The organism is Streptococcus infantis, assembly GCF_047465185.1.
Lineage (GTDB): Bacteria > Bacillota > Bacilli > Lactobacillales > Streptococcaceae > Streptococcus > Streptococcus infantis_O.
The window spans coordinates 503,002-517,048 of record NZ_JASHAJ010000001.1; the positions used below are offsets into that span (position 1 = coordinate 503,002).

Here is a 14,047-nt window from a genome sequence, read left to right on the forward strand (position 1 = left end):
TTGTAATCCTCCATCTTATGTAGTATAGAAATCAATCGACAAATCACTATCAGACTCGTATTTTTTCCATGCTAAGCTAAAGCCATAATAATCTTCAAATTCTGGATGCCAGTCATAATAAAGTGGGATACGGCTAAATTTTCTTGAAACTACTTCATCTTCAAATTCAGTAGACTCTCCTGCAGTAATTCCAAATTGAAGTCCATTCAGTTCCCAGGTGTTTCCCCAAACATTTTCGTCTGATAGAACGTCAATCCAGCGAGAGGCGTCAATATCAAAATCTGCACATAATTCAAGTTCTAACAATTTTCTGTAGTTTACCTTGGCAGGCTTTATATAAAAGGCTCCATCAACCTGATACTTTTTATCTTGTACTTGTATTTGTGTGATTTTCATCGGAATTGGAACTCTATTTAACTCCAACCAAAAATAGCCTAGAGGAGTTTTAATTGCATGGTAAATTTGTTTAGACTCTATTTTTACTTTTTTCGAGCAAGCATTTAGAATTCTTCCATGCTCAAGTATATTTTTACAAACTATTTTTGAAGTCTCTAGGTCAAAAATAGAATACCTACGGATGACCCTTTTTAACTTTTCGACGGGAAAAGTGATATCCTTTGGTAGGGCATGATACTTCTGGACTACCAGAGCTATTTTTTCAATATTTTCCTTTCCAGTTGGTACAATCACACCATGCCCAATATGAATACTTGGATCATCACAGATATAAGTATAGCCATTTCCACCTTCTTGAAACTCAACGACAACGAGATTCAACTCTTGATCAGGATCGAAAAGTGGTTCAGCTTTTGCACTGGTCTGGCGCTCATAAAAAGTGAAACAATTTGGATTATCCTCTTCGCCAAAGACCATAAAACTACCACAATTTGGGCACTTCCACATATAAAAGGAAGCCTCCGAAATGTCTTCATAGGAGATTCTATCATGTTCGTCAGTATTGTTGAAAATATCCTCAAGAAACTCATCCGAATAAACTGAATAAGCATTTGGATCAGGCGCTTGGTGGTCGTTCATTGCTTGACCACATCTACATGTCCATTTTCCCATATCTAACCTCAGTCACGACTTAATTCTTCAAGGAAAAAATGATTGAGAGCTTCCCAGTCTTTCTTCTCCTCGGTAACACTTTGAATGTAATCGTCTAGTTCTTGGATATTTTTGATAATGTAGTCCTGAATTGGCTTTATCGGCTCAATTTCCATTCCTTCAGGTCCATTTATCTTGATATCAAGCAATCTAGACACATGCTCATTCATTTCATCAGGAAGCAATTCTTTCACTAAATCATCAAATAAAATCGGTGGAACAGAATGATATTTTTCTATCCAACGACAGGCTAAAATTGGACGCAGAGCATAGAAGTACTTTTTAGGTTTGACCTTGTCTCCTGAAAGATACTTATTCATTTGAGTTCTAGCAGTATTTAAGTAATGGTGGAGCATCTTTTTCTCGGAAAAATACTGACTAACAAGAGGACGGATACGATCAATAAAGCCTTCGTCTTGTTGGTAAACGATTGGCGACTGTAACCACTCAAAGAGCGTTGGATTTGACTTATAAAGCAACTTTAAAGCCTTGTCCAAATCCCAGCCACTCACATCCCAGGTATCGTCAATTGGTAGTTCGATGACATCGCGATGTTCGTTCAAACTAAGATAAAAATCTTGCTTATGCTTGTAAATGAAGCGCACATCAAAGTCACTATCTGGAGACTCAAAGCCCCAAGCGCGACTACCAGACTCAATTGCCCACAATACGGTAACATCATAATCACGTTCAATTTCCGCTAGTTTTTCAGGTACCAGAATATTCATTTCTTCTTGTATTTGCATCATGCTTCTCTTTCTTATTAACTTCTTATATCCCATTTTATCAGAATCCTAGGACATTATCAAAAGTTATTATAGTATCTACAGAAAAAAGCCTATACAGGCTTTTTTATCTGACAATATCTTTATACATATCTGGTCTTCTGTCTCTAAACAAGCCCCAGTTTAGGCGCTCATTCGCTCCCTTGTCAAGGTCATAAGTGGATAAGAGGATGGCTTCATCTTGTCGTTCGGCTTGACTTAAAATAGCTCCGGTTTCATCGGTCATAAAGGACGAACCGTAGAAATTAAGACTGGAACTTTGACCTCCATTTTCTTCACAAGGAGTGACTTCTTCCAAACCATAACGATTAGCAGCAATAACTGGCACAATATTAGCGGCTGCGTGCCCTTGCATGGTACGTTGCCAATGACCACAACTATCTGTATCCAAAATAGGCTCCGAACCAATAGCTGTTGGATAAAAGAGCAATTCTGCGCCATTTAAAGCAAGGCAACGGGCTGTTTCAGGGAACCATTGATCCCAACAGATTCCAATACCAATCTTGGCATAGCGAGTATTCCAGACCTTGAAGCCTGTGTTTCCAGGAGTAAAGAAGAATTTCTCCTGATAATAATGGTCATCTGGTATATGAGTTTTACGATAAACTCCTAGTACTTCTCCATCCGCATCAATGACAGCAATTGAGTTGTATAAGACATTACCATCTTTTTCATAGAAACTAATCGGTAAAACGACCTTTAACTCCTTAGCAATCACTTTAAAATGCTGAATAGCCGTATTTTCAGACACCGACTGGGCATACTGGTAGTAGTCATATTGACGTTCCTGACAGAAATAGGGACGTTCAAATAATTCAGGCAAGAGAATAATTTGCGCAGCTTGCTCAGCAGCTTGTCGAACTAGACGTTCAGCTGTTTGGATATTCGTTTCCACATCCTTAGCGCATTGCATCTGAATAGCTGCAACCGTTACATTTTTCATCTTTTTCTCCTATTCTGGAATTTGTTGGGTAATACAGTGGATATTTCCACCACCTAAAAGAATATCTCTTGCAGGGATTCCTACGACTTCGCGGTCTGGGAAACACTGGCTCAGAATATTCAAGGCCACTTGGTCGTTAGCATCCTGAAATTGCGGCACTAATACTGACTTATTAGCAATGTAAAAATTCACATAGGAAGCTGCTAGTCTTTCACCTACATAACGCTCCTCTTCACCTTCTTCATAAGAATAGCCTGGCAAATCTTCTTCCGTCACTACTTGATGAAGAGCTGGAATTGGAAGTTTATGAATGGTAAAGGAACGCCCCTTTGCATCAGTTTCCTTTTCTAAGAGAGCTAAATCAGCTGCAGACATGGCATACTGAGGATCTTCTTGGTCGTCCGTCCAAGCTAAAACAACTTCTGCAGGGCCTACAAAGGCGGCAACATTGTCGACGTGTTCATTTGTCTCATCTTGATAAATACCGTAAGGCAACCAAATAACTTTGTCGGCACCAAGGGTCTCTAGCAAGGTCTTTTCAATCTCTTCTTTAGTCAGGTGAGGATTGCGACCCGGACTGAGCAAGCAGCTTTCTGTAACAAGAATCGTTCCCTGACCGTCACTGTGAATAGCTCCGCCTTCTAGTACAAAAGGTTTGGCATCGTAAACAGGTATCTCTAATACTTCTGCAAAGCGGCTAGCTACTTGATCATCTGCTTCATAGTCTTGGTAGAGACCATCAACAGCCCCACCCCATGCATTGAAAGACCAATCTACCGCCAACTTTTCCCTTTTATCATTAAGAAGAATGGTCGGACCTGTATCACGAGCCCAGGCATCATTTGTGGGAATATCTAAATAAACAACCTTGTCTCCAAGATAGGATTGCGCTTCAGATAGATAGTCTTTCTCCATCAAAAGGTAGACTGTTTCCCCTTGAGCAATGGTTTTGATAATCCGGCTAAAAGCTGCTTTAGCGGCCTTGCCTTCAAATGGCCAAGAACCTGGTCGAGTAGGCCATATCATGAGAGTCCCATGATGGGGTTCATACTCTGCAGGCATACGATAGCCTAATTTCTTTGGGCTGTCCATCATGATAATCTCTCCTTAAAGTCTTGATAGCCAAATGCTTTGACTAGACTGCACTCACCCTCTTTATCCATGAGATACAAACTTGGAAGTCCAATTCCGTTAAAGGTATTATTTTTGACAAAGGAGTAAATAGCCATGTCTTCAAAATAGAGGCGATCGCCGATTTCAATTGGTTTTTCAAAGCTGTAATCCCCAATGATATCCCCTGTCAGGCAAGTATTTGAAGAGAGTCTATAAGTATAAGGTTTTTCGTGCGCTTCAAATCCATCTCTCAATGGTGGGCGATAAGGCATCTCAAGCACATCTGGCATATGACAACTTGCTGAAGCATCTAACACCAAGGTCTCAATCCCGTTTTCAACAATATCTAAGACTTCTGTCGCTAGATAGCCCGCATTAAGGGCAATAGCTTCTCCAGGTTCAATGTAGACGTCTACGTTATAAGTTTCTCGAATTCGTTTAATCTCAGAAATCAGCAAATCAACATCGTAGTCATCTCTCGTAATATGATGACCACCACCCATATTGAGCCATTTAACTTGGTGCAAATAGGCACCAAACTGGTCTTCTACTGCTTTCAAAGTCGTTTGTAAATCATCTGCCCCTTGCTCACAGAGGGTATGAAAATGAAGTCCGTCAACCAACTCCAATAAATCACTTGGTATCTTGTCTGAAGTCACTCCAAAACGAGAGCCAGGAGCACAAGGATCATAAAGCGCGTGGTCACCCTGCGTTGAACATTGAGGATTGATGCGAAGACCCACACTGATACCAGCCTCACGACAACGTTGACCATACTTTCGAAGTTGTCTCTCTGAGTTAAAATCAATATGATCAGATATTTGTAGTAGCTCTTCCATATCTGATTCCTTGAAAGCAGGCGCAAATACATGGACTTCCCCTGGAAATTCTTCCCTAGCCAACTTGGCTTCATAGAGTCCACTAGCTGTCGTACCTGACAAATATTGACTAATTAAAGGATAGGTTTTATAGAGAGAATAAGCCTTTTGAGCAAGCAAAACCTTACAACCTGCCTTTTCCTGAACCTCTTGCAGAATGCTGCAATTTTCTTCTAGTTTTGCTAAATCAATGACGTAAGCTGGCGTTGGTACTTGTTCTAACTTCATTAGTCCACCATTTGTGGATTTTCAACCACAACCCATGGCAAACCGTATTTATTTAAAGCTTCCATGAATGGATCTGGATCCAACTCTTCAAGATTATACACTCCTGGTTGTTTCCAAGTGCCATCCATCACTAATTTTGTTCCAATCATGGCCGGAACACCCGTTGTATAAGAAATGGCTTGTGAACCAACTTCTGCGTAGCATTCCTGATGGTCACAAACATTGTAGATGTAGATTGTCTTTTCAACGCCATCTTTGATACCTGTAAAGATACAGCCGATATTGGTTTTACCAACTGTGCGTGGACCAAGGCTTGCAGGATCTGGAAGCAAGGCTTTCAAGAATTGGATCGGCACGATTTCTTGACCGTTAAAGTTAATGGTATCTGTACGAAGGAGCCCAACATTTTCCAAGCATTTCATGTGCGTTAGGTAAGATTGACCAAAAGTCATAAAGAAACGAATACGTTTAACACCTGGGATGTTTTTAGCCAGCGATTCAATTTCTTCGTGGTGAAGAAGATACATGTCTTTTTGCCCAACTTGAGGGAAATCATACTCACGTTTGATAGACATAGCTTTGACCTCAACCCATTTTCCATCTTCCCAGTAAGAACCTGGCGCAGAAACCTCGCGGAGGTTGATTTCTGGGTTAAAGTTTGTTGCAAATGGATAACCGTGGTCACCACCATTACAGTCTAAAATGTCGATATAGTGGATTTCATCAAAATAGTGTTTCAAAGCATAAGCTGAAAAGACACTGGTTACACCTGGGTCAAAACCAGAACCAAGAAGAGCTGTCAATCCTGCTTCTTTGAATTTTTCTTGGTAAGCCCATTGCCATGAGTAATCAAAGTAAGCCGTAAATCCAAGCTCTTTGCAGCGTTTCTCATAAATCGCACGCCATTCAGGGTCTTCTGTATCCTCAGCCTCATAGTTGGCTGTGTCGATATAGTGGACTCCCGTCGCCAAACAAGCGTCCATAATGGTCAAATCTTGGTATGGTAAAGCTACGTTCAAAACGGCTTCTGGTTTGTAGCTTTCAATCAAGGCAATCACTTCTTCTACCTTGTCTGCATCAAGAGCAGCTGTCTCAATCTTAGTATTTGTTTTGCCTTCTAATTTAGCTTTCAAGTCATCACATTTTGACTTGGTACGGCTGGCAATCATAATCTCTTTAAAAGTTTCACTATCTTGGCAAATCTTTGAAATAGCAACTTGGGCAACGCCCCCACATCCAATAACTAATAAACGACTCATTTTTTTCCTTCCTCTTCTTCTAAAATGTCTTCTACATACTTAGGCAACATAAAGGCACCAATATGTAGGTTTGCAGTGTAGTATTCTGTGAAAAGCTGGCGTTTTTTCCAACCTTCCTTATCAAAATCTTTGACAGGGTGATATTTTTTCGATGCAAATCCAAACAACCAATAGCCCGCAGGACTAGTTGGGATATGTGCCTGATAGACCCGGCTAATTGGAAAGGCTTGATTGACCTTGCGGTGCATACTTCGGCATGCTGACTCATCTTCGTCAAAGAAAGGACTACCATGCTGATAAATCATGATTCCGTCCTCTTTGAGAGCACGGTAACTATTGCCGTAAAATTCCTTGGTAAAGAGACCTTCCGTATGGCCAAATGGATCTGTCGCATCGTTGATGATGATGTCGTAATCATCTTCACAGTTTCTCAAAAATCTCAGTCCATTTTGGTAGTAAATGGTGACACGAGGGTCATCTAGCCCCGTAGCAAAATCTGGGAAGTATTCTCGACAAACCTCAACCAGCATCTCATCTGGTTCTACAATATCGATTTGTTCCAATTCAGGATATAGTGTCAAAACCTGGGCAACACCACCGTCACCACCCCCAATAACCAAGACTTTCTTTGGATTGGGATGGACAGCCATAGGAACGTGAACCGTCATTTCGTTGTAGACAAAGTCATCTGCATCTGAAAACAAGACATGTCCATTTAAAATTAACACTTTCCCAAAAGCTGGGGTGTCCAGAACCTCGATATCCTGCCATTCACTTTGACCAGAATAAAGCTGTTTGGCTGTTCTCATTGTTAACTTGACATCTGGAGTATGAACTTCAGAAAACCATAAATCCATCTAGTTCTCCTTTCTCTCAATAACATTGATGTGATTGACCTCTGGATCTTCCGTTCCTTGGAGGGAACAACCACGTTCTTTGGCGAATTTTATATAATCGACAATTTCTCGTGTAATCCGTTCACCTGGCGCTAGGATTGGAATACCTGGAGGGTAGCACATGACAAATTCCCCACATACCTGGTCAACGGACTCGTCTAATGTTAAGCTTCTTCTCTCTGCATAGAAGGCTTCCTGAGGAGATAGCACCAACTCAGGCTGGATATATTCTCCAGCGATCAAGTCCTTCCCATCTCGTGAGTATAGTCTCTTGATATCAGCTAAGGCACCGACCAAGCGTTCAATGTCTTGGATACGGTCACCAATCGAAATGTAGGCTAAGATATTCCCGATATCACCAAACTCAATTTGAATGTCATACTCATCTCGTAAGAGGTCATAAACCTCGATACCTGTTAGACCAATCCCCTGAGTGTAAACTGACAGCTTGGTTACATCAAAATCACAAACCGATACCCCATCTACTAGTTCTTTTGAGTAGGCATAGTAGCCACCGATGGCATTGATTTCACGACGAGCATACTCAGATAACTCAATAACTTTTTCAAAGGACTCCTTACCACGAAGGGCAAGGTTTCTACGAGAAACATCTAGACTAGCCATTAGCAAGTAGGATGCTGATGTTGACTGTGTCAAATTAATAATCTGACGTACGTACTCAGGATTCATCTGATCGCCAACTAAAAGAAGGGAACTTTGAGTCAAGCTGCCACCGGACTTATGCATGGATACAGCTGACATATCTGCTCCTGCGTCCATAGCAGACAGAGGAAGTTTATCTGTAAAGTGCAGATGAGCACCGTGCGCCTCGTCTACTAAGACTTTCATTCCTGCGGCGTGTGCCATCTCTGTTAAACCCTTAAGATCTGAACAAATCCCATAGTAGGTTGGATTGTTTATTAGGATAGCCTTGGCATCCGGATGGTCCTTAATCGCTTGTGCTACACGCTCATTTTCAAGCCCCAAAGCAATACCGATTTTTGGGTCAACACTCATCTCGATATAGATAGGAATAGCTCCGCATAAAACGAGAGCATTAATAGCTGATTTATGGACATTTCGTGGAAGGATGATTTTATCACCTGATTTACAGGTAGAAAGAATCATGGTCTGCACGGATGAAGTTGTCCCACCAATCATCAAAAAGGCATGAGCAGCACCAAAAGCTTCTGCCGCTAGCTCTTCCGCTTCTCTAATAATCGAAATAGGATGTCCTAGATTGTCCAAGGGCTTCATAGAATTGACATCAATACCAACGCATTTTTCCCCTAAAAGTTCCACTAATTCTGGGTTACCACGGCCACGCTTATGACCTGGTACATCGAAAGGTACAATTCTTTTTTTTCGTAACTTGACCAGTCCCTCATAAATAGGAGCTTGGTTTTGATTTAACATTATAGAGACGTACTCCTTTATCATAGTTTTTTTCACCTTGTGTAAGGCTCTAAAGGATACTTATGAAAAAAGAGCAGGTTGGCACCTGCTCTACAATCTACTGACGTGTTTATGTTTGTTTCTTTTGAGTATGTCTGTTCCTGATGTTTCCTAACTCTCTAGTAGCAAATATTACGTACTTTATTGATCGTTTCACAAGATGACGTGTGCTTTCACCACACTAACAAATGTATACGAATTAGAACTAATGTCCTAACATCAACTTATAAAAGTAGGCTTTTAACCCTATCAATAATGCGGCTTTTCAACCACGCTTCGGCATTCAACCCTGCCTGTCCGTAGGCATTTTTTACTCGGGTTTATATTTGCTAGAAAACATCATCTCATTTTCTAAGCTTCATTACTATATCATGTTTTCAGATACTTGTAAAGTATTTTGGGGAAACTTTATAAATTATTTACATTTTTGTTCGTATTTTTACTATACCCAAAAATTGAAAACTATTTCAAATTTGCCTTTAAATAATAAAATAGGAACTAAATAAATTAATTCCTTTAGATAGGCATAAGCAAATTCAACTATTCAAAATCGTATTTACTCATCATGCGCTACTTTGGCAGCTAGTTCAAAATCAGTCATCAAATAATTTTCATCTAGACGGATGAGACTATAATACTCATTCCAAAATAGAGAGTCGCTGTTACTTGACCACTGTAATCCATACCACAATTGAGTGACATCACTTGTATTTGATGGGGGAATTGACCATAGATGCTTTTTAAAAGTTTCTTGAACAAGAGGAACCTCAAGTCGACTAGTCAAGTCGAGTTCATCTAACTTGAAAGTGATAGAATGTTTCTTTGCTGCTTCAATACTGTCCTTGTTAAATCGAACCTGAATAACCTTAGAATCTTCTAAAGCCACATTCTGGTCCTCAGCACCGTAAAAGGAAATACTCCCCAGTACTATGCCATTTTTTGCTAGGAGATAGGGAGCGTAGGGAACAGCATTGCTATCAAGTCTGAAGCCTTTTTCTATAGTGACTGATTTATCTCCTGAATACTTTTGGTAATTACCATCTGTCAGGAGGTCTTCGTAGTCGCTACCACCATCACCTTGTCTGACATAGATATCAAATCCAGCTTCCATCAGATCACTTGCTTTTGTTTCTGCTAACGTGATTTTACTTTCATTAATTTGCAAAATTGGTGTTTGAGGTGGCAAACCAATCGTGAGATTAAACATAACTCCTACTAGAAAGACCATAAAGGTTATAAGGAGGGCAAGTAAAGACTTTCCAGTCCTTTTTCTTGCATTGAAAAGGGCCATTATAGCAGGTAGGAGGATCATTTTAGCTAAAATAGAATTCCCCACACCACCTCGATTTAAGGTCTGAAAAGCAAAGATCCCAGCGATGGCAATCAGTGTCAGGTAGACCAAAATCTCACCTAAACCTAGTTTTTCTGTTCGAGTTTGTTGATTTACAGGAGTTTCGTACAATGACTGCCCATTCTCTTTCCTCTTTTTTAGAAAGAGATAAAAGCTCAGACCGAGTAGCAGATTAAAGATTGCAAAAACTATTAAAGTACCTGTAATCACCGTTCTACCCATTGCTCTCTACTCCTTTATGTTCTCTCTCAAATCTTATCTTTCTCTTTAATTCCCAATTCCCAACTAATAAAACTAGTAAGAAGAAGGGGCCGCCTTCTATGACCACAATAGGCATAGCCAAAATAGCAATCATCAAAAAACTAGCTTTCTTTTGACGCCAACTACCGCCCCATTCTCCGTTTATCAGTCCGCCCAAATAATCGATGTAGTCAGTAAACCAAGTAAATAAAGGGGGGTGAAAATCACTTATCCTTAGGTAAATGAAGAGGGCTGAATTTAAAAGGATGTAGAGAATTCCAAGAACTAAAATAATCTTTTGACTAGTTCGAGTAGCCTCTAGAACGATTTTTTCTCTCTTCTCTGGCTTTATTTTTTTTAGACTTGGATTCTTACAAGAGAGTTTTTCAAATCTATAGACCAGAAATCGGTAGAGATAATACTTTCTTATATCACGCTTCATAAAATCCCCAATCTAAGAAGGACATTCAATTATAAATCATGGTCTAAACATCTAATTTCAAGGAATTGCCTTCCAAATAAACTGCTTTTGACTCAGTGATTTTGATTTTTTGATCTTCTGAAAAACCAATGGTTTCACCGTCCTTTAAGGTGACATCACTGCCTAAAACATACTGAAGAATAGACAAGAGGAAATAATATAAGTCATCGCTATTCATAGGAGACTCGATAATTTCAATCTCAATTTTTCCAAACTCTTTCAAACCATAAGTGTAAATACTAGTTTTATCTCCCTGGTTGATAATTCCCATATAAATCCAGAGTTGAAGGGGAAGCATTTCTTCTTTCAAAAGGTCAGCCAGGTCTAGATAAAGATCTTTGGGTAAGAGCAAGGTGGTAGAACCCTGATAAATACCAATAGCTGATTGACTAGTTTTTAGGATAGAGGCATTGACTTTAGTTAATAGGGAATAAGTTTCTACTGGCGAAAGATTGTCAGACAAAATAGAAACAATGGCGTGTTGTGTGTGCTCCTGTGTTTCCTTCTCAACATCCTGCCAGAGGTAAGAATAGGCATACAATTCTTCAAATTCTTGACTTGGGATAGGTAAATCCATTAAAGCCAGCGCAACAAGAGCACCATCAATCACAAAGGTTGCACTAGAATCATCCCCAGAAACTTCAGAAATTTCAAGCCCCCAGTGAGATTTCAATTCCTGAACAACCTGGTCTAAAGAATAGGCTTGCTGGCCTTTGAAGAGAGGCATGGACAGGTTCAGTTGTTTTTTCTTCTCTGACTTTTCTTTCTTACTAGTAAATAGATTTTTTAAAAAATTCACAGGACTTCTCCTTTTTCTCATATCAGTTGGAAAGCAAAGCTCTCTTACTCAAAGTAAGTCGCCATACCAAGTTTCCTCATCCTCAAAACCGTAAAATTTCTCATCAAGTAGCCAAATTCCATCCACCAATCTAAGTACAAACTGATGCTTCATTTCTAAAGCTTCTTGATAATGAGTGATGACTCTTGCTTCATCAGCTTTTGTCATGATAAAATCTACAGAAAAATCATTCGTTTTAACATAGTTATACTCACTTGGGGAGCTATAAGAAATTCGAACTCCTCCTTCCAAGTAATTTTGAGTCACTCGTCCAGTTAGAAATTGCATTTGCCTCTGAAAATAGTCATCCATAAGTTCATTCCACTTGGGATGAATTTGATTTGCTGGGATGCCAAGGCCTTCTTTTTCCTTATCCAGTGCTCTGTTACGCTCAAAAATTTCCTCTTCTAACAAGGTTAAACTTTTGAGTAAATCAAGCAAGGGTGGGATGATTATTTCCGCCATAGCTCGATAGTTTTCAGGGGTATTTTTATAGTTCACTCTCATGATAACTCTCTTAACTCTCCTGGATTAATTGCTTTACTTCTATGTCTGAAAGTTGTCCATCCATGTAGAGTTTCCTAAGTAAATCTTTATCTACAGTAATTTCATAATAGTCAGTCACAAACTCATGAAATCTCTCAAAGCTATCAAAAAGGTAAGATAGCAACCATTCTCCGCCCTCCTTATCTTGGTAAGTCTGTTGATGCGCGTGACCATCATACCAGATAAAGAAGGTTGTTTCATCTTTTTGTTCTTCTGAATAAAGTGAGACATACTTTTCATCTAGTCCTTTATAAAAACTATCGATGATATCTTGATTCCACTCGTCAGCAGCAAACTGGCTTAAACTACTTTCATGATCAAAGCCTTTTATAAGGATCATTTTATCAGTCAAAATCACATCTAAAGAATCACCAGAGCCATTGTCAATAAGATATCGGACTCCATAGTCTTCCTCAATCTTAATCACGAGCCTAAGCCAATTCTCACTCGGATTTGTTAGATACTCATCAATGACCAGCAAGGCATCTAAGCGAGTTTTTATCTTGTCCCAATCAATCTTTCTCATCTCTAAAAACCTCCTTCTTATTCTCGCAATTTATCAAGATCACAAGCCCTATAACGAGCTGTTATATAGCCTGAAAAGCTAATCTGAGGGATATTCCACTCATTAGGCAAATAAATGGAACAATCTACCTGATCTCCAAGAGGAGAACTTGCTGAGAAGACATATCTTCCCAAATCCTCATTATTAGGATTTCTTTCAACTTGACCCAATCTGCTAGTATTGAACCAGTCTTTAAACAGTAACCAGATTTGCTCTGCATCTTCGTTTAATAGGGAGACTTTCAAGTTATAGCTGATTCCGACTCTACATCTTTTTTTGAATCCTGACTCATCAGCCTTACAAACTTTTATCGAACCCTTATCATACTGCCAGTTATCACTATCTAATAGGGGAAATTGAACAGATAGATTGTCTTTAAATCCCTGCATAGTATCAAATAAATCTTTGGAGGCAGCTTCGAATAATTCTAGTTCTTCCATAGTCTTCTCTTTAATTTTCATAGCTAATCACATTTCGATTTAATCTGCATCAACCCAGATTTGGTATTTTTGACAATGTAGACATCTAAACAAATAACCACAGATAGGCCCGTCTTTGACCAAGTAGTCTTCTACCTCTTGATATTCTTCACACGCTTCATAGTCTGCCAAGACCTGCTCAGCGATTCCCATTACCTTTAGTTCTTTAGTGCCTACTGTTCCTAAATAGGCACAGTAGTCTTGGCAACAACATAACCAATGTTCTCCCTGCCAACTTATATAGCCTGGAGTCTGGCAAAAAAGAAGCTTATCTTTTTCTAGATCCAATTCCCCCTGCCACTCGGCATCTTGGATAAATTCTGCATCAAATTTTTTAGCTGCTTGACCGTTTGCAATGCACATTGGGCAAAGGTATTCTATATCCTCGATACAATAAGGGATCAAGTCATAATAAATATTGCTTTCTTTCCCACAAGATGGACAAAGCTTGGCTTCTCCTTCAACAAATGAACCTGTAGCTAAAGGGTCTGGATGATAGATAAAATGTGGTAAGGACTGTAATAGCTTCTGTCTTTGCTTATTCTCTTCTTTTCTTAGAGGACGAGGAAGGGCAAAACGATCGCCATGACTCTGACTCATTTCTTGTAAACGGCTCAGTTTCTTTATCTGTTTTCGATCAGGTTTTTCTAAGATTTCGGTAAATAAGCTATAGGCACTAGTGTAGAGACCCAATTGTTCATAGAGGTCAACTAAGACTTTTTTAGCTTCTAAATCCTCAGACTTAGCTAATTCATCAACCAAATCATAAAGGGCTGCAACACTTGAAGGATTTCCATCTTTAGCATGGTATTCCCTTGTCCGGGTGATATATTCTTGTAAATATGGATTCATCTGACTACCTTTTCTTTTATGGATAAATTCT

Annotated in this window: 15 protein-coding genes; all 15 read right to left on the reverse strand. The window is 39.5% G+C overall.

Annotated features, from left to right (window positions below; all coding sequences use genetic code 11):
- Window positions 1-15: 15 nt before the first annotated feature.
- Window positions 16-1,068, reverse strand: coding sequence for a hypothetical protein (locus QM382_RS02505; RefSeq protein ID WP_414272324.1), 1,053 nt, complete (start codon window positions 1,066-1,068; stop codon window positions 16-18).
- An 8-nt stretch (window positions 1,069-1,076) separates the two neighbouring features.
- Window positions 1,077-1,853: a DNA polymerase beta superfamily protein gene (locus QM382_RS02510; protein WP_414272461.1), complete on the reverse strand. Its 777-nt coding sequence runs from the start codon at window positions 1,851-1,853 to the stop codon at window positions 1,077-1,079.
- 106 nt (window positions 1,854-1,959) lie between these two features.
- A complete protein-coding gene (aguB, locus tag QM382_RS02515) occupies window positions 1,960-2,835 on the reverse strand; it encodes an N-carbamoylputrescine amidase (RefSeq protein WP_414272325.1) in 876 nt (291 codons plus the stop codon).
- 9 nt (window positions 2,836-2,844) lie between these two features.
- On the reverse strand, window positions 2,845-3,930 hold the full coding sequence (aguA, locus tag QM382_RS02520) for an agmatine deiminase (RefSeq protein ID WP_414272326.1): 1,086 nt from the start codon (window positions 3,928-3,930) through the stop codon (window positions 2,845-2,847).
- Window positions 3,927-5,054 (reverse strand): carboxynorspermidine decarboxylase, encoded by a 1,128-nt coding sequence (gene nspC / locus QM382_RS02525; RefSeq protein ID WP_414272327.1) that lies wholly within the window; start codon window positions 5,052-5,054, stop codon window positions 3,927-3,929. Before nspC ends, aguA begins: the two co-directional genes overlap by 4 nt.
- Entirely contained in the window at window positions 5,054-6,313 is a 1,260-nt protein-coding gene (locus QM382_RS02530) for a saccharopine dehydrogenase family protein (RefSeq protein ID WP_414272328.1), read from the reverse strand. Before QM382_RS02530 ends, nspC begins: the two co-directional genes overlap by 1 nt.
- Complete coding sequence (gene speE, locus QM382_RS02535; protein WP_414272329.1) at window positions 6,310-7,170, reverse strand: polyamine aminopropyltransferase; 861 nt, start codon at window positions 7,168-7,170, stop codon at window positions 6,310-6,312. Before speE ends, QM382_RS02530 begins: the two co-directional genes overlap by 4 nt.
- A complete protein-coding gene (locus tag QM382_RS02540; protein ID WP_414272330.1) occupies window positions 7,171-8,625 on the reverse strand; it encodes an aminotransferase class I/II-fold pyridoxal phosphate-dependent enzyme in 1,455 nt (484 codons plus the stop codon).
- 595 nt (window positions 8,626-9,220) lie between these two features.
- Complete coding sequence (locus QM382_RS02545) at window positions 9,221-10,237, reverse strand: hypothetical protein (RefSeq protein WP_414272331.1); 1,017 nt, start codon at window positions 10,235-10,237, stop codon at window positions 9,221-9,223.
- A complete protein-coding gene (locus tag QM382_RS02550; RefSeq protein WP_414272332.1) occupies window positions 10,230-10,697 on the reverse strand; it encodes a hypothetical protein in 468 nt (155 codons plus the stop codon). Before QM382_RS02550 ends, QM382_RS02545 begins: the two co-directional genes overlap by 8 nt.
- Window positions 10,698-10,740: 43 nt before the next feature.
- Window positions 10,741-11,535: a DUF4261 domain-containing protein gene (locus QM382_RS02555; RefSeq protein ID WP_414272333.1), complete on the reverse strand. Its 795-nt coding sequence runs from the start codon at window positions 11,533-11,535 to the stop codon at window positions 10,741-10,743.
- 48 nt (window positions 11,536-11,583) lie between these two features.
- Window positions 11,584-12,081 carry a hypothetical protein gene (locus QM382_RS02560; RefSeq protein WP_414272334.1) on the reverse strand — a complete coding sequence of 166 codons (498 nt, stop codon included), beginning with the start codon at window positions 12,079-12,081 and terminating at the stop codon, window positions 11,584-11,586.
- A 10-nt stretch (window positions 12,082-12,091) separates the two neighbouring features.
- The gene (locus QM382_RS02565) at window positions 12,092-12,646 is read right to left on the reverse strand and encodes a hypothetical protein (protein ID WP_414272335.1); all 555 of its coding nucleotides are present in this window, start codon (window positions 12,644-12,646) and stop codon (window positions 12,092-12,094) included.
- A 17-nt stretch (window positions 12,647-12,663) separates the two neighbouring features.
- Complete coding sequence (locus tag QM382_RS02570) at window positions 12,664-13,146, reverse strand: hypothetical protein (RefSeq protein WP_414272336.1); 483 nt, start codon at window positions 13,144-13,146, stop codon at window positions 12,664-12,666.
- Window positions 13,147-13,164: 18 nt separating this feature from the next.
- The gene (locus QM382_RS02575; protein ID WP_414272337.1) at window positions 13,165-14,016 is read right to left on the reverse strand and encodes a CbrC family protein; all 852 of its coding nucleotides are present in this window, start codon (window positions 14,014-14,016) and stop codon (window positions 13,165-13,167) included.
- Window positions 14,017-14,047: the final 31 nt, after the last annotated feature.